19 protein-coding genes, 1 rRNA gene and 1 riboswitch are annotated in these 17,882 nt (G+C 73.3%); of the genes, 12 read left to right on the plus strand and 8 right to left on the minus strand.

Annotation, left to right across the window (positions count from 1 at the left end; genetic code table 11):
• Positions 1-8: 8 nt before the first annotated feature.
• The 4 genes from rrf to pnuC all read left to right on the plus strand — a co-directional run bounded on the left by rrf (position 9) and on the right by pnuC (position 3,509).
• Positions 9-125, plus strand: a 5S ribosomal RNA gene (rrf, locus tag EDM22_RS14515).
• Between the two features lie 246 nt (positions 126-371).
• Positions 372-2,303 carry a thioredoxin domain-containing protein gene (locus EDM22_RS14520; RefSeq protein ID WP_122937805.1) on the plus strand — a complete coding sequence of 644 codons (1,932 nt, stop codon included), beginning with the start codon at positions 372-374 and terminating at the stop codon, positions 2,301-2,303.
• Between the two features lie 121 nt (positions 2,304-2,424).
• Entirely contained in the window at positions 2,425-2,844 is a 420-nt protein-coding gene (locus EDM22_RS14525) for a DUF3054 domain-containing protein (protein WP_122937806.1), read from the plus strand.
• Positions 2,841-3,509: a nicotinamide riboside transporter PnuC gene (gene pnuC / locus EDM22_RS14530; protein WP_122937807.1), complete on the plus strand. Its 669-nt coding sequence runs from the start codon at positions 2,841-2,843 to the stop codon at positions 3,507-3,509. Before EDM22_RS14525 ends, pnuC begins: the two co-directional genes overlap by 4 nt.
• A gap of 39 nt (positions 3,510-3,548) precedes the next feature.
• On the opposite strand, the gene EDM22_RS14535 is transcribed toward pnuC, so the two are convergent.
• On the minus strand, positions 3,549-3,881 hold the full coding sequence (locus EDM22_RS14535) for a hypothetical protein (protein WP_122937808.1): 333 nt from the start codon (positions 3,879-3,881) through the stop codon (positions 3,549-3,551).
• Positions 3,882-4,038: 157 nt separating this feature from the next.
• Here EDM22_RS14535 and EDM22_RS14540 point away from each other — a divergent pair, with 157 nt between their 5' ends.
• The 4 genes from EDM22_RS14540 to EDM22_RS14555 all read left to right on the plus strand — a co-directional run bounded on the left by EDM22_RS14540 (position 4,039) and on the right by EDM22_RS14555 (position 8,734).
• Positions 4,039-5,676: a DUF7059 domain-containing protein gene (locus tag EDM22_RS14540; protein WP_170964151.1), complete on the plus strand. Its 1,638-nt coding sequence runs from the start codon at positions 4,039-4,041 to the stop codon at positions 5,674-5,676.
• Positions 5,677-5,771: 95 nt separating this feature from the next.
• Positions 5,772-6,707, plus strand: coding sequence for a DnaJ domain-containing protein (locus tag EDM22_RS14545; protein WP_122937809.1), 936 nt, complete (start codon positions 5,772-5,774; stop codon positions 6,705-6,707).
• Between the two features lie 45 nt (positions 6,708-6,752).
• Positions 6,753-8,087, plus strand: coding sequence for a M18 family aminopeptidase (locus EDM22_RS14550; RefSeq protein WP_122937810.1), 1,335 nt, complete (start codon positions 6,753-6,755; stop codon positions 8,085-8,087).
• A gap of 104 nt (positions 8,088-8,191) precedes the next feature.
• Positions 8,192-8,734, plus strand: a complete 543-nt coding sequence (locus EDM22_RS14555; RefSeq protein WP_122937811.1) for a rhodanese-like domain-containing protein — start codon at positions 8,192-8,194, stop codon at positions 8,732-8,734.
• 65 nt (positions 8,735-8,799) lie between these two features.
• Here EDM22_RS14555 and EDM22_RS14560 read toward each other — a convergent pair whose 3' ends face one another.
• Both EDM22_RS14560 and EDM22_RS14565 read right to left on the minus strand, forming a co-directional pair.
• Complete coding sequence (locus EDM22_RS14560) at positions 8,800-8,988, minus strand: hypothetical protein (RefSeq protein WP_122937812.1); 189 nt, start codon at positions 8,986-8,988, stop codon at positions 8,800-8,802.
• 95 nt (positions 8,989-9,083) lie between these two features.
• On the minus strand, positions 9,084-10,460 hold the full coding sequence (locus tag EDM22_RS14565; protein WP_122937813.1) for an L-serine ammonia-lyase: 1,377 nt from the start codon (positions 10,458-10,460) through the stop codon (positions 9,084-9,086).
• A 205-nt stretch (positions 10,461-10,665) separates the two neighbouring features.
• Between EDM22_RS14565 and EDM22_RS19650 the strand changes: the two genes are divergently transcribed.
• Entirely contained in the window at positions 10,666-11,799 is a 1,134-nt protein-coding gene (locus EDM22_RS19650) for a GNAT family N-acetyltransferase (protein ID WP_212591959.1), read from the plus strand.
• Positions 11,800-11,802: 3 nt separating this feature from the next.
• Here EDM22_RS19650 and EDM22_RS14575 read toward each other — a convergent pair whose 3' ends face one another.
• The 5 genes from EDM22_RS14575 to EDM22_RS14595 form a co-directional block, all read right to left on the minus strand.
• On the minus strand, positions 11,803-12,234 hold the full coding sequence (locus tag EDM22_RS14575) for a GNAT family N-acetyltransferase (RefSeq protein ID WP_122937815.1): 432 nt from the start codon (positions 12,232-12,234) through the stop codon (positions 11,803-11,805).
• 67 nt (positions 12,235-12,301) lie between these two features.
• Entirely contained in the window at positions 12,302-13,042 is a 741-nt protein-coding gene (locus EDM22_RS14580; RefSeq protein WP_122937816.1) for a hypothetical protein, read from the minus strand.
• A gap of 18 nt (positions 13,043-13,060) precedes the next feature.
• Positions 13,061-13,669 carry a CoA-binding protein gene (locus tag EDM22_RS14585; RefSeq protein ID WP_122937817.1) on the minus strand — a complete coding sequence of 203 codons (609 nt, stop codon included), beginning with the start codon at positions 13,667-13,669 and terminating at the stop codon, positions 13,061-13,063.
• Entirely contained in the window at positions 13,666-14,961 is a 1,296-nt protein-coding gene (locus tag EDM22_RS14590; RefSeq protein ID WP_122937818.1) for an O-acetylhomoserine aminocarboxypropyltransferase/cysteine synthase family protein, read from the minus strand. Before EDM22_RS14590 ends, EDM22_RS14585 begins: the two co-directional genes overlap by 4 nt.
• A 101-nt stretch (positions 14,962-15,062) precedes the next feature.
• A complete protein-coding gene (locus EDM22_RS14595) occupies positions 15,063-15,626 on the minus strand; it encodes a cysteine hydrolase family protein (RefSeq protein ID WP_122937819.1) in 564 nt (187 codons plus the stop codon).
• Between the two features lie 163 nt (positions 15,627-15,789).
• Here EDM22_RS14595 and EDM22_RS14600 point away from each other — a divergent pair, with 163 nt between their 5' ends.
• The 3 genes from EDM22_RS14600 (at position 15,790) to EDM22_RS14610 (ending at position 17,868) form a co-directional block, all read left to right on the plus strand.
• Positions 15,790-16,098 carry an antibiotic biosynthesis monooxygenase family protein gene (locus tag EDM22_RS14600; protein WP_122937820.1) on the plus strand — a complete coding sequence of 103 codons (309 nt, stop codon included), beginning with the start codon at positions 15,790-15,792 and terminating at the stop codon, positions 16,096-16,098.
• A gap of 105 nt (positions 16,099-16,203) precedes the next feature.
• Positions 16,204-17,388 carry an FAD-dependent oxidoreductase gene (locus EDM22_RS14605; protein ID WP_122937821.1) on the plus strand — a complete coding sequence of 395 codons (1,185 nt, stop codon included), beginning with the start codon at positions 16,204-16,206 and terminating at the stop codon, positions 17,386-17,388.
• Between the two features lie 73 nt (positions 17,389-17,461).
• Positions 17,462-17,528, plus strand: a riboswitch (guanidine-III (ykkC-III) riboswitch).
• A gap of 13 nt (positions 17,529-17,541) precedes the next feature.
• Positions 17,542-17,868 carry a DMT family transporter gene (locus EDM22_RS14610; protein ID WP_122937822.1) on the plus strand — a complete coding sequence of 109 codons (327 nt, stop codon included), beginning with the start codon at positions 17,542-17,544 and terminating at the stop codon, positions 17,866-17,868.
• Positions 17,869-17,882 lie beyond the last annotated feature (14 nt).

Genomic DNA, 17,882 nt, shown 5'->3' on the forward strand with positions numbered 1-17,882 from the left:
GCAAGAGTTTCGGCGGCCATAGCGCGAGGGAAACGCCCGGACACATTCCGAACCCGGAAGCTAAGACTCGCAGCGCCGATGGTACTGCAGGGGCGACCCTGTGGGAGAGTAGGACACCGCCGGACATCATTTCAAAGAGAGCCGCCCAAGGTTGGGCGGCTCTCTTTGGTTTAACGCCCTCTCTTTGATTCAACGCCTCGGCGGTCGATCCGGATCGGCGCCGCCGGTCGGCAGGTTCTGCATACGCCTCGGGGAATACGTGACGAACGCCGCCATTCCGGGCGGCGTTCGTGCGTTCGGGGGTCGTCGCGCAGCGACCGGGACGTCGCGGCGTGCGTGGAGCGGCGGCATCCGCTCTCTAGGCTGTCGATATGGCGAAGCGTCTGGCGAACGCGGTGAGTCCCTACCTGCGCGCGCACGCGGGCAACCCGGTGGACTGGTACCCCTGGGGCGCCGAGGCGTTCGCCGCCGCACGTGAACGCGACGTCCCCGTGCTCGTGTCGATCGGGTACGCGACCTGCCACTGGTGCCACGTGATGGCCCGGGAGAGCTTCAGCGATCCGGAGATCGCACGTACCCTCAACGAGCGCTTCGTGGCGATCAAGGTCGACCGCGAGGAGCACCCGGACGTCGACTCGAGCTACCTGGCCGCGGCATCCGCCTTCACCCGACAACTCGGCTGGCCCCTGACCGTGTTCGCCACGCCGGAGGGGCGCGCGTTCTACGCGGGGACGTACTTCCCGCCGCGGCCCGCGCCGGGGGTTCCGGCGTTCGCGCAGGTGCTCGCGGCCGTCGACGAGGCGTGGCGCGAGCGCCGTGCGGAGCTCGGCGAGACCGCCGACGCCGTCGCATCCGCGCTGGCCGCGGCATCCGTCGCCGACACCGCCGGCGCACTTCCGGACCGGCAACGCCTCGCGGCCTCGGCGGCCCTGCTCGCCGCGGACGAGGACCCCGTGCACGGCGGATTCGGGGACGCGCCCAAGTTCCCGGTGGCGCCCGTGCTCGCGTTCCTGGCGGAATCCGGCCCGCCCGGCCGAGAGCTCGCCCGGCGCACGCTGCGGCGCATGGGCGCCTCGCCGCTGCGCGATCCCGTCGAGGGCGGATTCTTCCGGTACGCGACTCGCGCCGACTGGAGCGACCCGCATTACGAACGGATGCTCACCGACAACGCGTTGCTGCTCGGGGTGGCCGCCGAGCTCGCACGGTCCGAGCACGGCGAGGCGGCCGGCTCCGACCACGCGCAGCCTGAGGGCAGCGACCGCGCAGCAGACGAGGTGCGGTCACTCGCCGTCGGAGTCGTCCGCTTCCTCATCGACCGCATGCAACTGCGCGACGGCGGGTTCGCGAGCGCCCAGGACTCCGAGAGCACGATCGACGGAGCGCGCAGCGAAGGCGGCTACTATCGCCGCGACGCGGCCGGACGGGCCGGGCTCGAGCCGCCCGCGCTCGACGAGAAGGTGCTCACTGGCTGGAACGGGCTCGCGATCGGGGCGCTCGCGCGGGCCGGCTTCGTGCTCGGCGACGCCGCCGCGATCGGCGCCGCCCGCCGCGCGGCCGAGTTCGTGCTGCGTCGGCACCTTCGGCCCGACGGCTCACTCGTTCGGGCCTCGCTCGATGGCATGACCTCGGATGCCCCCGCCACGCTCGAGGACTCGGGGATGCTCGCCGGCGGACTGCTCGAGCTCGCGGTCGCGGCGGGGGAGCCCGCGTTCGCGGTCACCGCGCGATCGCTCATCGATGCCGCCGTCGCCGCGGCGGGCGATGGCGCGGCGATCCCGTTCGCCGCGCCCGCGGGCGGCGACCCGGTGCTCGTCACCCAGGGGCTCGCCCTGCCCACGGATCCCGCCGAAGGGGCGATCCCGTCGGGCGTGACCGCCTGTGCGGATGCCGCGTGGCGGCTCTTCGCCCTCGGCGCGGGGGATCGGTATCGTGAGCTCGCCGAACGCGCGATGGGGTCCGTCGCGGGCATCGCGGTGGAACGGCCCATCGCCTTCGGCGGTGCGCTCGCCCTCATGGCACGGCTCGCCGCCCCGCTCGTGCAGCTCGTCACCGTGGTGGCCGACGCGGGCGGCCGCACGCCCGAGGATCGTGCGCTGCTCGAGGCGACGCGGCGGCACGCGGCATCCGTCGTCGCGATCGTGACCGAGCAGCAGGCCCACGAGTTCGCCGAGGCCGGTTTCGAGCTGTTCGAGGGTCGGAGCGTGCAGGCGGATGCCGCGACGGCGTACCGCTGCGAGGCCTTCGTGTGCGCGTTGCCCGTGCACGACGCGGCGGCGCTCTCCGCGATGGCCGCGTCCGAATGACGGGAACCCCGAGCCGGCACCCGACCCGTGCACCGACCGCCGGCGGCCGGCCGCATCACGACCACAGGGACCGGGGCGACCGCGGGCGCCGGGCGCGACCGCGCAGACCTACGATGGTCGCATGAGTGAAGCGCGACGCACCGGCCCGGCCCTCGTCGTCGGGGCGGCGGCGCTCGACGTCGTGCTCGTCGTGGCCTTCGCCGTGATCGGGCGCAGCAGCCACGCCGAGGTGCTCGACGTCGCGGGCATCTGGGGCACGGCCTGGCCGTTCCTCGCGGGGCTCGTGCTCGGCTGGCTCGCGGCGGGGGCGTGGCGGCATCCGCTCGTCATCTGGCCGACAGCCGTGGTGATCTGGGCGTCGACCCTCGTGCTCGGCATGCTGATCCGGTTCGCCGCTGGCGGCGACGTCGTGCTCGCCTTCGCGATCGTCGCGGCGCTCACCCTCGCGCTCTTCCTCTTGGGCTGGCGCGGCATCGCGCTGCTCGCGCGTCGGCTTCGTCGGGCGAGGCGCGCAGCGGCGGGAACGGCGGGCGTCGCATGAATCCGCTGCAGTGGCTGTTCGACGCGCAGCTCGTGATCGGCGACCAGGTCATCCTCTGGCGCGAGATCGTGGGCAACCTGTTCGGTCTCGCGAGCGCGCTCGGCGGACTGCGGCGCAAGGTGTGGGCGTGGCCGGTGGGCATCGTGGGCAACGTGCTGCTCTTCACGGTGTTCCTCGGCGCCGTCTTCGACACCCCGAACCCCGTGAACCTGCTCGGCCAGGCGGCGCGGCAGGTGATGTTCATCGCAGTGTCGATCTACGGCTGGATCCGGTGGTCGCGCAACCGCGACGAGACCCACGAGGCCGTGACCCCGCACTGGGCGAGCTGGAAGGTGCGCGTGCTGCTCGGCGTCGCCATGATCGGCGGCACGCTCGCGCTCACGCCGCTCTTCCGCGCCCTGGGCTCCTTCGAGCCGGTGTGGGCCGACGCGTGGATCTTCATGGGCTCGCTGCTCGCGACCTGGGGCATGGCGAAGGGCTGGACCGAGTTCTGGCTCATCTGGATCGCCGTCGACCTCGTCGGCGTGCCCCTGCTCATCAGCGCCGGCTACTACGCCTCGGCGTTCCTCTACGTGTTCTACGGCGCGTTCACGCTGTTCGGATTCATCACGTGGGTGCGGGTGCAGCGACGAGCGGATGCCGCGGCCGCGGCCGTGACCGCCTGAACCGGTCGCCCGGCCGCACCGGTCGCCGGCGCCCGGCGATCACCAGTTCGACGGTACGCGGTCGAGCACCGACCATACGGCGCTGCTGAGCTCCGGGTGCTCGAGGGCGATCTCGCGGAGCACCTCGAACTCGAACCTCGCGGCGTCGCCGCGCCGGGCCGCGGGATGGTAGGCGCGGGCCCGCGCCGGGCTCCACCGGTCGGAGTGCAGGCGCTCCTCGCGGAGGGTGGCGACCACCTGCTCGTCGACGGAGGGGAGCTCGGGAAGGAAGGTCCACGGGTCCTCGCCGAGGCGGCAGCGCAGTTCGATGAGCGCCGAGAGTTCGTCGCGTGCGTCCTGCCGCAGTCGTTCCAGCGTCGTCGACTCAGCCATGCGCGACCTCCCCTCGCTCCATCCGATGGTAATCAACGGTACGGGGGGCATGTGACAGCGGGGTTACGCACCGTGACCACCGGTGGACGGCGGATGACGTCCGGATGACGACGGGACGACCGATCGCCGTCGTGGCGCCGGCTGGTTGAATGGGCGGGTGGACAGAGGCGCAGCGGGTTCCCATCGGGCGGCGACGACGAGCCCGGAATCGGTCGCGCGGCTCGCGGCGGACCTCGCCGCGGCCGGGTTCACGGTCGCCGGCATCGAGGCGCTCTGGGAGCGCGGTGCGGAGTCGGAGTCCACGCACCCGGGCGCGGCGCTGCGCCGAGGGCACCGAGTGCCCGCGCTGCGCGCACTCGACCGGGTGACGGATGCCCTGGCGCTGACGACGCTCGTGCGGCTCTTCGTGCTCGGGGTGCCCGTGGCATCCGCCGCCCTCGATGCCGCGCTGCCGACGCTCGGCGCGACCGGCGCCGAGGAGCTGGGCCTCGTCGCGGCCGACCCCGACACCGACGACGGCCGTGAGGTGCGGCCGCTCGCCGACCTGCGCCCGTACGCGTTCCGCGACGCGGCGGGCGAGGAGGAGTGGTGGCTCGCGTCCGATCCCGGCGAGCTCGTCACGGGCGGGCCGCTCGCCGAGGAGCACGTGCTCGGAATCGGCGGCGCGTCGACGACGCTGAGCGGGTTGCTGCTGCAGTCGCACGTGGGCACCACCTTCGACCTCGGCACGGGCTGCGGCATCCAGGCGATGCATGCCGCGCGCTTCAGCGCGCACGTGGTCGCGACCGACATCTCGGCGCGGGCACTCGACTACGCGCGGTTCAACGCCGCGCTGAACGGCATCGACGGCATCGAGTTCAGCCTCGGGAGCCTGTACGAGCCGGTGGCGGGCGAGCGGTTCGACCGGATCGTGTCGAACCCGCCCTTCGTCATCACGCCGCGGCAGCCGGGCGTGCCCACCTACGAGTACCGCGACGGCGGCATGGTCGGCGACGGCCTCGTCGAGGCGGTCGTGCGCGGTGCGGGCGAGCACCTCGCGCCGGGCGGCATCGCGCAGCTGCTCGGCAACTGGGAGTACCCCGCTGCCGGCGTCGGCGCGGGCGACGGCATCGGGGACGGGCTCGAGCGGATCGCCGGCTGGGCGACCGCTGCGGGCCTCGAGTACTGGATCGTCGAGCGCGAGCGGCAGGACCCGAGCGAGTATGCCGAGACCTGGATCCGCGATGGCGGCACGCGCCCCGGAACGCCCCAGTTCGAGGCCATGCACGCGGCATGGCTCGAGGACTTCGCGGTGCGCGGGGTGGAGTCGGTCGGCTTCGGGTACGTACTGCTGCGCCGGCCGCTCGACGGCGTGGCGCCTCGGCTCGCCCGTGCCGAGCGCCAGCACGGCCCGCTCGGCGACAACCCCGGCGGACTCGGCGCGCACCTCGCCGAGGTGCTCGCGGCATCCGACCTGGTCGTCGGCCTCGACGATGCCGGGCTGCGCGCCCTGCGGGTCGAGGTGGCGCCCGACGTCACCGAGGAGCGGCACCACTGGCCCGGGGCGGAACAACCCACGGTGATCCTGCTGCGGCAGGGCGGCGGGTTCGGTCGCGTCATCGATGCGGGCACGGGCCTCGCGGCGCTCGTCGGCGCGGCCGACGGGGAACTGCCGCTCGGCGTGCTCTCCGACGCGATCGCGGACCTGCTCGACGTCGACGCGGCCGAACTGTGGGACGAGCTCGGTGCGGCCGTGCGCGAACTCGTGGCCGGGGGGCTGCTGCGCCCGGCGGGCGCCTCGGGCGCTTCGGCCTGATCGCTCGGCGCGAACACCGCCCAAGGCGATCGCCGCCGAGGGCGATCTCCCGGTTCGCGACGGTAATGTCGTGGTCGCACATCGAAAGCGAGCCCATGCCCGACAGTCCGCTCTCCGACTCCCCGTACGAGGTGCTCGGCGTCCCCGCCGATGCGGATGCCGCCGCGCTCCGCATCGCGTACCGCCGCGCCCTGCGGCTCACGCACCCCGACACGGGCGGCGATCCGGCGCGCTTCAATGCGGTGCAGATCGCGTGGGAGCTCGTCGGCACGCCCGAGGCGCGCGCCGCGTTCGATCGCGGTGCGGGCAACGGCTCGACTCCGGCGCCCACCCGTGCGGCCTGGGCGCCGACGCCGCCGACGCCGCGCCGCGACTCGCGCCCGCTCGCCCGCTCGTACGGGCACCCCGGCGGGCTGTCGCGACAGCGGTACCTCGACCTCGTCCGCGAGTGGGCCGGGCGGGGCGTGACGCTCGACGACCCGTACGACCCCGCACTCGTGCGCAGCGCGCCCCGCGACATCCGGCATGTGCTCGCCGACGCGCTCGCCGAGGAGGCGACGGCTCGATCGCTCGCGACGCTCGGCATCGCCTACACGGTGTGGCACGACGTGGCGACGGATGCCGCCGGCCCCGGCGAGCCGCCCAAGCTCGACCACATCGTGCTGGGGCCTACGGGCCTGTTCATGATCCAGTCCGAGGACTGGGGTGGGCCCGTCGGCATCCGCCGCGGCGAGCTCACGGGCGAGGTGCTGGGCGGCGAGCGACCCATGCGCGCGCTCGCGCTGCGGGCGAAGGCCATCGGGCGCGCGGCGCGCGTGAAGCCCACCGCGCTGCTCATCGTGGTGCCCGACGACCACGCCGAGGAGCCGCTGCAGCTCGGCGGCACCGTGCGCGGCGCGGTCGTCGCCCTCGTGCGGCGCTCCCGGCTCGCGAGCGCCGTGCGCGAGGGCCTGCCCGGCTCGGCGCACCTCGGCGGCACCGAGGTCATGGAGGTGCGGTCGCGCCTGCAGGCCGTCGTGCGCTTCGCCTGACCCGCCCGCTTCGCGCTGCGCGCCCGCGCGGTGTTGGATGGAGGGATGGGCACCCCGAACACCGCGAACTCCCCGTCCGCCCCGCTGGCCTCGACCGACGACTACGTCGCGGGCTTCGCCGACTTCGTCACGGCCTCGCCGTCGTCGTACCACGCCGCAGAGGAGGTCGCGCGGCGGCTCGAGGCATCCGGATTCGACCGGCTCGACGAGCGCGACGAGTGGCCCACGGGCGCGGGCCGGCGGGTCGTCGTGCGCGACGGCGCCGTGATCGCCTGGGTGCAGCCGGATGCCGCGGGGCCGACGACGCCCTTCCGGATCCTCGGCGCGCACACCGACTCGCCCTCGTTCAAGCTCAAGCCCCACCCCACGACGGTGAGCGCGGGCATGCTGCAGGCGGGCGTCGAGGTGTACGGCGGCCCGCTGCTCAACTCCTGGCTCGACCGGGAGCTCGAGCTCGCCGGCCGCGTCGCGACATCCGACGGCGCCATGCACCTCGTGCGCACGGGGCCGCTTCTGCGAATCCCGCAGCTCGCGATCCACCTCGACCGCAAGGTCAACGACGGGCTCACACTCGACAAGCAGCGGCACCTGCAGCCGGTGTGGGGGGTCGTGAGCGGCGAGCTCGCGGCCGGCGGCGAGATCGTCGACGTGCTCGGCGTCGTCGCCGAGGTGGCCGGCATCGAGGCATCCGACATCGTGGGCCACGACCTGCTCGTCGCCGGAACGCAGGCGCCCGAGCGGTTCGGGCACGAGGGTGCGCTCTTCGCCTCCGGGCGCATGGACAACCTGACGTCGGTCTATGCGGGCCTCGTCGCGCTGCTCGCGGCCGCCGAGTCACCGGCCGAGGGTCACGTCAGCGTGCTCGCCGCCTTCGATCACGAGGAGCTCGGCTCGGAGTCGCGTTCGGGCGCGAGCGGACCGTTCCTCGACGACGTGCTCACGCGCGTCTCCGCGGGGCTCGGTGCGGGAGTGGAGGAGCGCCGCCGCGCGCTCGCCGCGTCGTGGTGCGTCTCGTCGGACGCCGGTCACGCAGTGCACCCGAACTACCCCGAGCGGCACGACCCCGTGAACCGTCCCGAGCTCGGCGGGGGCCCGCTGCTCAAGCTCAACGCCAACCAGCGCTATGCGAGCGACGCCGCGGGCGCGGCGCTCTGGACCGCCGCCTGCGCCCAGGCGGGCGTGCCGACGCAGCCGTTCGTGTCGAACAACGCGATCCCCTGCGGCTCGACGATCGGCCCGCTCACGGCGACGCGCCTCGGCGTGCGCACCGTCGACGTGGGCGTGCCGCTGCTCTCGATGCATTCGGCGCGGGAGCTCGCGCACGTCGACGACCTCGCCGCGCTCGGCGCCGCAGTCACGGCGTTCCTCGTGCCGGTGTAGGGGGCCGGCCGCGCAATCCAGCGCAGCCCACGTTGGCAGGATCTCGCGGCACGGCGTCGGGATGCCACTGGGTGCCCGGGGGCGCGGGCTGCCAGCATCGAGGGATGACGCAGATCACGAGCCCCGCGGCATCCGCCCTGTTCACGCATGTCGCCTCGTCGGAGGAGGCGATCGCGCACTTCCGCGGACGCCTCGGCTTCGAGAGCGACGTGTCCGACGTGGCGGCTGCGCTCGCCGAGCCGGAGCCGGGCTTCGTGCTCGTCGACGTGCGCAGCGACGCGTCATGGGCGCAGGGCCACCTGCCGGGCGCCGTGCACCTGCCCTGGCGCCGCATCGCGGCGGAGGCATCCGAGCGCATCGCTCCGGGCACCCCAGTGGTGGTGTACTGCTGGGGGCCCGGATGCAACGGCGCGACGAACGCCGCCCTGCAGTTCGCCCTGCTCGGCCACCCCGTGAAGGAGATGCTCGGCGGGTTCGAGTACTGGGTGCGCGAGGGCTTCGCGTATGACGGTCCCGACGGGCGCACCCACCACGGCATCGACCCGCTCACGAACGTGAGCGACGCCGGGCTCGGCGGTGCGGGCGCTCAGGGCTTCGCGGCCCCGGCTTCGGGCGCAGGCGGACCTGCGATCGCCTGCGCCTGCTGAGCGCAGGGGCTCGGCAGGCGCAGCAGCTCGGCGCTCAGGTGCCCGAAGCTCTCAGCGCAATCGCGTCAGCGCAGCGGCCCCCGCCGTTGCTCGAGCCACAGCGTGTGCTCGCGGAGGCCGTTGCGCACCGCGGCCTTGATGATGAGATAGCCGATCCAGAGCATGAGGGCGAGGACGGCGAGGTAGACGGCGAGGCCGACGATGAGGCCGATGATGCCGAAGCTCGCGATGAGGTCGTTGTAGTTCGGGTCCATCAGGCAACCTTGGCAGAGTGGCGCGTCGTCGCGTCAGTGGCCCGAACGGGGGCCATCCGGCGGGCGCCGCGACCCGCGGAACCCGGTCGGGCGGGTCAGCACTCGATGACGTTCACCGCGAGGCCGCCCTCGCTCGTCTCCTTGTACTTCGTCATCATGTCGATGCCCGTCTGGCGCATCGTCTCGATGACCGTGTCGAGCGAGACGACGTGCGATCCGTCGCCGTGCAGCGCGAGGCGCGCGGCCGACACGGCCGTCGATGCCGCGATCGCGTTGCGCTCGATGCACGGCACCTGCACGAGGCCGCCCACCGGGTCGCACGTGAGGCCCAGGTGGTGCTCCATTGCGATCTCGGCCGCGTTCTCGATCTGTCGCGGCGTGCCGCCGAGCACGGCGCAGAGCGCGCCGGCAGCCATCGCGCACGCCGATCCGACCTCGGCCTGGCAGCCGCCCTCGGCGCCCGAGATCGAGGCGTTCTTCTTCACGAGCGACGCGATCGCCGACGCGGTGAGCAGGTAGCGGCGGATGCCGGCGGCATCCGCACCGGGCACGAACCGCAGGTAGTAATGGCCGACCGCGGGCAGAATGCCGGCGGCGCCGTTCGTCGGCGCGGTGACGACTCGGCCGCCCGACGCGTTCTCCTCGTTGACCGCGAGCGCGAACGCGTGCAGCCATTCGGTGGAGGTGTCGCGCAGGTGCTCGTCGCGGTCGTACTCCTCGAGGCGCCGGCGCACCTCGGGGGCGCGGCGCTTCACGCGCAGGCCACCGGGCAGCGTGCCCTCGGTCGCGAGCCCGTGCGCGGTGCACTCGGCCATCGCCGCCCAGATGGCGTCGAGTCCCTGCTCGATGCCCTGCTCGCCGTGCACGGCGACTTCGTTGCGCCACGCGACGTCGCAGAACGAGACGCCGTGCTCGTCGCACAGCGCGAGCAGCTCGGCGGCGTTCGAGTAGGGCAGCGGATGCCGCAGCGCCTCGGACTGCTCGGGCGCGTCGCCGTCGCGGCGGATGAACCCGCCGCCCACGGAGTAGTAGGTCTCCTCGGCGAGCGGCAGCGCCGCGTCGTCGCCCCACGCCTGCAGGGTGAGCGCGTTGGGATGTCCGGGAAGCCGCGTGCGCGGCTCGAGGCTCACGTCGGCCTGCGTCATCGTGATGGGGTGCCGCCCGGCGAGGCGCACCTCGCCGCCGTCGATGCCGAGGCCGGCCCACGCGCCGCGCACGGCTTCGGGGTCGCAGTCCTGCGGCTGCAGGCCGGCGAGGCCCGCGACGACCGCGTCGGGCGTGCCGTGGCCGAGGCCCGTCGCGCCGAGCGATCCGTAGAGCGAGCAGGTGACGCGTGTGACCCGGTCGACCAGGCCGTCGTCGGCGAGGTGCTCGGCGAACGCACGGGCGGCCCGCATCGGGCCCACCGTGTGCGAACTCGAGGGGCCGATCCCGATCGAGAAGAGATCGAGGGCTGAGACGAACGCTGTCACGCCTCAAGGCTACGCCCGCATTCGCGCACGGATGCCGCATGCGGTCGCAGGATCGTGCGCCGAGCGCCTCGTGCGCGCAATCCTGCAGCAGACCGTGCGAGCGGGACGGGATGCTCCTGCACGACGCCGGGAAGGCTTCGCCGATCGGCTGCGTTGGACCACCCAGCGGCCGTTCACCGGGCCCGATCTAGGCTGGAGGCATCCCATGACCGATCATCCCCGTTCCGCCGCGCCCGGAACCGACGCCGCCGTGCTCGAGCACACGCCCGACATCTCGCCCGTACGCCCCGACGAGGCCGCCGCAGAGGCCGAGCTGATCGCGCGCGCCTTCGGGGCCGGCCCCTACGGGCACCTGGCGGTGAGCGCGGAGCGGCGTGCGTTCGAGCGCGACACCGAGGGGCGCGCGGCATCCGGTGCCGTGCTCGTCGCCCGCGTCGGGCGGCGTATCGTCGGCACCGCGAGCGTGCTGCGTGCCGCGACGCCGTACTCGCGACTCGCGCTTCCGGGCGAGGCCGAGGTGCGCCTCCTGGCCGTCGACCCCGGGGAACAGGGGACGGGGCTCGGCGAGGCGCTCATGCGTGCGAGCCTCGAGGTCGCCCTCGAATGGGGCGCCGAGGCGCTCGTGCTCGACACCGGCTCGCGCAACGTGCGCGCCCAGGCGCTGTACGAGCGTCTGGGCTTCGAACGCGTGCCCGCTCGCGACGTGACGTCGGCCGCCTCGGGCGTCGAGGCGCTCGCCCACCGCCTGCCGCTGCAGCAGCGCGACGACGTGTGCGTGCGGCTCGTGCGCGCCGACGAGATCGATGCCGTCGCCCAGCTCACCGAGGCGGCCTACGCCGTCGACTTCGAGCTGAGCCCCGGCTACCGGGCCGACATCGTGGCCGTCGCCGATCGCGCCCGCGAACACCAGGTGTGGGTGGCGACGGATGCCGCGAGCGGTGCACTCCTGGGAACGGCGTCGACCCCTCGCGCCCACCGGGCGATCTCGCCGCTCGCGCGCGCGGGCGAACTCGACTTCCGGTTCCTCGGCGTCGCGGCCGAGGCCCGCCGCCGCGGGATCGGCCGGCTGCTCGTGGAGCACGTGCTGTTCCTCGCGCGCCTGCGCGGCACCGGGCGGGTCGTGCTCAACACCGGTCCCGACATGGTCGCCGCCCAGCGGCTCTACGAGGGGCTCGGCTTCGCGCGCCTGCACGAGCGGGAGTTCGTGTTCGAGCGGCCCGACGGCACGAGCTTCCTCATGCTCGCCTACGGGCGCGACGCGGCATCCGGCACTGATGCGGCATCCGGCACTGATTCGGCATCCGGCACTGATTCGGCATCTGTCTCGTCGGCGGCCTGAGCCTCACGGTGTTGCGACCGGCGCGGGGCGCTGCATCCAGTCGCCCGGGCGCGCCAGCGGCTCGAACCCGAACCTGGCGTAGAGGCCGTGCGCGTCGCCTGTCGCGAGGAGGATGCGCTTCAGCCCGAGCGGCTCGAGTGCGGCGACGACCCCGTCGATGAGCGCGATGCCGATTCCGCGGCCGCGTGCCTCGCTCGCGACGAACACGTCGCAGAGCCAGGCGAACGTCACGCCGTCGGTCACGACGCGTGCGTAGGCGAGCTGTCGGCCGGTCGCCCGATCGTAGAGGCCGAAGTTCCGCGACGCCTCGATCGCGGCGTCCTGGGTCGAGCGCGCGCGGCCCCTCGCCCAGTACGACTCCTCCGAGAGCCACGCGTGCACGCGCGGGCGGTCGATTCGGGCGGGGTCGTCTGAGAATTCGAGGTCGTCGTGCATCCTTCGATGACAGCGTGTGCGACGGGCGGTGGCAAGACGCCAGTCGGCGATCGGTGGCCCGCCGGCCTCAGCGATCTCCGGCCGTCGGGCCGGCGCCGGTGCCGGCGCCGGTGCGTGTGCCGGGAGCGGCACCCGCGGGGCCGACCGCGGTCTCGATCGTCATGCCGACCGACAGGCCCGCGACCCAGATGCCTCCGGCGAGGAGGCCGAGGCCCGCCGTGCCCTGGGCGGTGAAGACCGCCAGCGCGCCGGCCAGCACGAGCGTGGACCATCGCGCGAGACGGGCGGCGACGATCCCGTGCAGCCCGCAGGCAGCCACGACGACCATCAGGCACAGGAACAGCACTCCGCTGAGCTGCCCCTGCCACCATCCCCAGACGAAGTACGACACCAGGGTGTCGTCGACGTCGCGCGCGACGGCGACATCGCCGAGCGCCAGCCCGAGGCCCCAGTCGACCGCCAGCATGGCCGCGATCAGCGCGCCGACGACGACGACGAACGTCGATGACCTGGGACGTGCTCCGCCTCGCGGACCGAGGCGAGTCGAGAGCTGGATCGAGAAGACGACGAGCAGCACGATGGCGGCGATGGCGAGGGACGTGGCGACGCGGACCGACGCGTCGTCGGTGAGCGCGAGGGCGGCGGACAGGGACGAGGAGGTGAGCGCCGACGGGGGCTGGGCCGTGGTCCGGCCGGGATCCAGGACGGCCCGGGTGAGGAAGACCGCGACGATCGCACCGAGTCCCGCCAGCCCCGCGAGCGTGCCGGCGATTCGGGAGAATCGCGCTCCGACGGACGCTCCAGCCACCGCGAGTCCTCTCGACCGCTACCGGATCGTCTTGCGCGCCGTGATCTGGCCGGTGTCGAAGCCGAGCAGGTGCAGCCCGCCGTGGAAGCGCGCGTGCTCGACCTTGATGCAGCGGTCCATGACGACCGTGAGGCCCTGCTCCTCGCCGTAGTACGCGGCATCCTGGTTCCAGATGCCGAGCTGCACCCAGATCGTCTTCGCGCCGGATGCCACGACCTCGTCGACGACGCCCGGGATGTCGCTGCCGCGCCGGAAGACCACGACGATGTCGGGCACCTCGGGCAGGTCCTGCAGGCTCGCGTACGCGGGCTGGCCGAGGATCTCGGTGGCGTTGGGATTCACGAAGTAGAGGCGGTAGTCGCTCGACTGCTGCAGGTAGGTGCCGACGAAATAGCTCGAGCGGGCCGGGTTCGGCGATGCGCCCACGATGGCGACCGACTTCGCCGCGTTGAGGATGCGCAGGCGCTGCTTCGCGTCGGGTCCGACCCAGGTGCGCTGCGAGTGGAGCAGCTTCGCGAGCGGCGAGTTCGCCGGCAGCTCGCACGAGAGCCCGTTGACGAGGCGCACCGTCTCGAGGCTGTCCACGGAGCCGGCCGTGGTGGTGGTGGTGTCGGTCGCGGTGCTCATCGTGCTGCTCCTGTCGCGGCGGTGAGGGCCTGGTCGAGATCGTCGATGATGTCCTCGACATCCTCGATGCCGACCGAGAGTCGCACAACCCCCGGCAGGACGCCCGCGTCGACGAGCTGCTGGTCGGTGAGCTGGGCGTGCGTGGTCGACGCCGGATGGATGATGAGGGTCTTCGCGTCGCCGATGTTGGCCAGGTGCGAGGCGAGGTTCACCGACTCGATGAGCTTCTGGCCGACGGTGCGGCCGCCCTTCACCTCGAAGCTGAACACCGAGCCGGGGCCCTGGGGCAGGTACTTGCGGGCGCGCTCGTGGTGCGGGTGGCTCTCGAGGCCCGCCCACCAGACGTGCTCGATGCGGGGGTCGGCCTCGAGCCACTCGGCGACCGCGCGCGCGTTGTCGACGTGCGCCTGGATGCGGTACGGCAGCGTCTCGACGCCCTGCGCGAGCAGGAACGCCGAGTGCGGTGCGAGAGCGGGGCCGATGTCGCGCAGCTGCTCGGCGCGCAGGCGCGTGAGGAACGCGTACTCCCCGAAGTTGCCCGACCACTGCAGGCCGCCGTAGCTCGGCACGGGCTCGCCGAACAGCGGGAACTTGTCGCTGTGCCAGTGGAAGCGTCCCGACTCGACGACGACGCCGCCGAGGGTTGTGCCGTGCCCGCCGAGGAACTTCGTGGCCGAGTGCGTGACGATGTCGGCGCCCCACTCGATCGGGCGGTTGAGGTAGGGCGTGGGGATCGTCGAGTCGACGATGAAGGGGATGCCGTGGGCGTGGGCGACATCCGCGAGGCCCTCGAGGTCGGCGATCTCGCCCGACGGGTTCGCGATCGTCTCGACGAAGAGCGCCTTCGTCCTGTCGGTGATCGCGGCGGCGTAGTCGGCCGGGTCGGAGGAGCGCACGAACGTCGTCTCGACGCCGAAGCGGCGGAGCGTGACATCCAGCTGGGTGATCGAACCGCCGTAGAGGTTCGCCGAGGCGACGATGTGGTCGCCCGTGCCGGCGAGGCTCGCGAAGGTGATGTACTGCGCGCTCAGGCCGCTCGCGGTCGCCACCGCGCCGAGTCCGCCCTCGAGGCTCGCGACGCGCTCCTCGAAGCTCGCGACGGTGGGGTTCGCGAGGCGCGAATAGATGTTGCCGTACTTCTGCAGGGCGAAGCGGGCCGCGGCATCCGCCGTGTCGTCGAAGACGAACGCGCTCGACTGGTAGATGGGCAGCGCGCGGGCGCCCGTCACCTGGTCGGGGATGTTGCCCGCGTGGATGGCGCGGGTCTTGAAGCCGAATTCGCGGTCTGCCATGCTCGCCACGCTACTGCCGCGGGGTGGGGTGTCGGCCCGGGGCCGTAACGCGGGGCAACGGATGCCGCGTGGTGGCACGGGCGGCGCCGCGCGACTCGGGGCTACGGCCCCAGCACCTCGTCGGTCGACACGACGCGGGCGAAGCCGCCGCCCTGCAGGTTGACGGCGGTCGTGCGGGCGAGCTCGGCAGCGGTGAGCGTGATGCCGCCCGGACCCTCGAGGTCGAACGTGTGCGTCGCGTCGATCGCCACGGTCACGTCGTAGCCCAGGTTGCCCGCCATGCGGGCCGTGGTCTCGACGCACATGTTCGTCTGGATGCCGCAGAGCACGAGCTGCCCGATGCCGCGCTCGCCGAGCCACGCGTGCAGGTCGGGGTCGCCGTAGAACGCCGAGTTGACGGTCTTCGTGACGAAGAGGTCGTGCGGCGCGTCGGCGACGACCGGCTTGAGGGCGAAGCCGGGGGAGTCGGCGGCGAGCGGGGAACCCGGGAAGTCGGAGTCGTCGTGGCGCACGAGCACGATCGGCCGCGCGGCATCCGCCCACGCCTGCACCAGCCGGCCGATGTTCGCCTCGGCGCCGGGATTGTCGCGCGGGCCCCAGACGGGGTCGTCGAACCCCTGCTGCACGTCGATCACGATGAGGGCGGCGGTGTCGTCGAAGTCCATGCGTCCATCCTGCCCGGGCCCGTGGGCCGCGTCGCGAGAACAGGAGGATGTGGCACGTTGTGCGCGAAGACAGGCAGGCACGCCGCGGTCCGGCCCGCGAACCCCTGTTGCGGTGACGGCCGCGGGCACCGGATGCCGCAGCGCCGCCGGGTACGGTGGGTCGATGATCCTCGAGCACGCGATCCTGCCCGTCATCCCCGGCCGCGAGGCCGAGTTCGAGGCCGCGCTCGCCGAGGCGGTGCCGATGATCGCGGCGGTGCCCGGATTCGTCGACCTGCAGGTCTCGCGGTCGATCGAGTCGCCCAGCGAGTACCTGCTGCTCGTGCACTGGGAGAGCGTCGAGGCGCACGCGGTCGGGTTCCGCGGGTCGCCCGAATACGCGCGCTGGCGCGAACTGCTGCACCACTTCTACGAGCCGTTCCCGGTCGTCGAGCACTTCGCCGAGGTCGCGCGGACCGACGCGCACGGGTGACGCCGGCGAGGGTGCCCGTACCGCCGGCGAGGTTGCCCGTGCCCGCCGTCGAGGCACTCGAACGCGTCGCAGGGCTGCTCGCTCGGCGTGCCTAGGCTGGGGGCCATGGTGACGCGCGTCGAGACGATCGTGGTGGGCGGCGGCGCGATGGGCGCCGCCACGGCATGGCAGCTCGCCCGGCGCGGCCGCGAGGTGGCGCTGCTCGAGCGCTTCGAACCGGGTCACCGCATCGGCGCCTCGCACGGCGCGTCGCGCAACTTCAACGTCGCGTACGCCGATCCCACCTACGTGCGCATGCTCGCCGAGGCGCTGCCGCTCTGGCGCGAGCTCGAGGCCGAGAGCGGCACGGCGCTGCTCGACCTCGTGGGCGTCGCGAACCACGGACCGCGCGGCGGGTTCGACGACGTGCACGCGGCGCTCGCCGCGGCGGGCATCCCGGCCGAGTTCCTCGACGTCGAGGACGCGGGGAAGCGGTGGCCCGGTATCCGCTTCGACACGCGCGTGCTGTTCAACGCGCAGGCCGGCCGGGTGAACGCGGATGCCTCGGTGCGGGCCCTGCACGCGCGCGCCGCCGCCGCGGGCGCCGACGTGCGCCACCGCACTCGGGCGACGCGCATCGAGGTCGTCGACGACGCGCTCGTGCGCGTGGCATGCGTCGACGATGCCGGTGTCGCCGACGTCTTCGAGGCCCGCACCGCCGTGGTGACCCTCGGCGCCTGGACGACGAAGCTGCTCGGCGGCGATTCCGGTGCACCCGGCGTCCACCTGCCGCCGCTCGTCGTGACCCAGGAGCAGCCCGCGCACTTCGCGGTGCGCGACGAGGCGATGGCGTGGCCGAGCTTCAACCACTTCCCGGGCGCCGCCGCCGGCGGGTACGGTGACTGGCTGTCGCCCGTCTACGGCATGCTCACGCCGGGGGAGGGCGTGAAGGCGGGGTGGCACGGCGTCGGGCCGGTCGTCGATCCCGACGCGCGCGATTTCGCCGCGGTCCCCTCGCAACTCGCCGCGCTGCAGCGGTACGCGCGCGAGTGGCTGCCCGGGGTCGATGCCGACGCGGTCACGCCGATCAGCTGCACCTACACGACGACGCCCGACGAGCACTTCGTGCTCGATCGCATCGGCCCGGTCGTCGTGGGCGCCGGGTTCTCGGGGCACGGATTCAAGTTCGTCCCCGTCGTCGGGCGGATCCTCGCCGACCTCGCCGACGGCTCCGGCGGCGCGCCGTCGCTGTTCGCCGCCGATCGGGCGATCGCCGCGCATCCGGCCTCGCCGACCGGGCTCGGCGCCTGAGCCGAGCGGATGCCGCGGGTGCGTCCCCCGCACACTGCCCAGCCCCTGCCCAGACCCCGTTGCTATCCTCTGAGCAGGCCGCCCGCCGGCGGCCCCGGACGAGGGAACCCAGTACCCGGAGCGCGACAAGACTGGCCACGGAAGTGAGCAGTCATGTCCTGGATCATCCTCATCGTCTCCGGAGTCCTCGAGGCCGTCTGGGCCACCGCGCTCGGCAGGTCCGACGGGTTCACGAAGCTCTGGCCGTCCATCGTCTTCGGCGTCGCGCTCGTCGCGAGCATGGGCGGGCTCGCCTGGGCGATGCGCGACATCCCCACCGGCACGGCCTATGCCGTCTGGGTCGGCATCGGCGCGGCGCTCACGGTGATCTGGGCCATGGTCACGGGCGAGACGGATGTCTCGTGGGCGAAGCTCGCGCTCATCGCCGGGCTCGTCGGCTGCGTCGTCGGCCTCAAGCTCGTCGACGGCGCCGGCCACTAGGACCGCGCGTCGGG

This window comes from Agromyces tardus, from assembly GCF_003710805.1.
Classification (GTDB): domain Bacteria; phylum Actinomycetota; class Actinomycetes; order Actinomycetales; family Microbacteriaceae; genus Agromyces; species Agromyces tardus.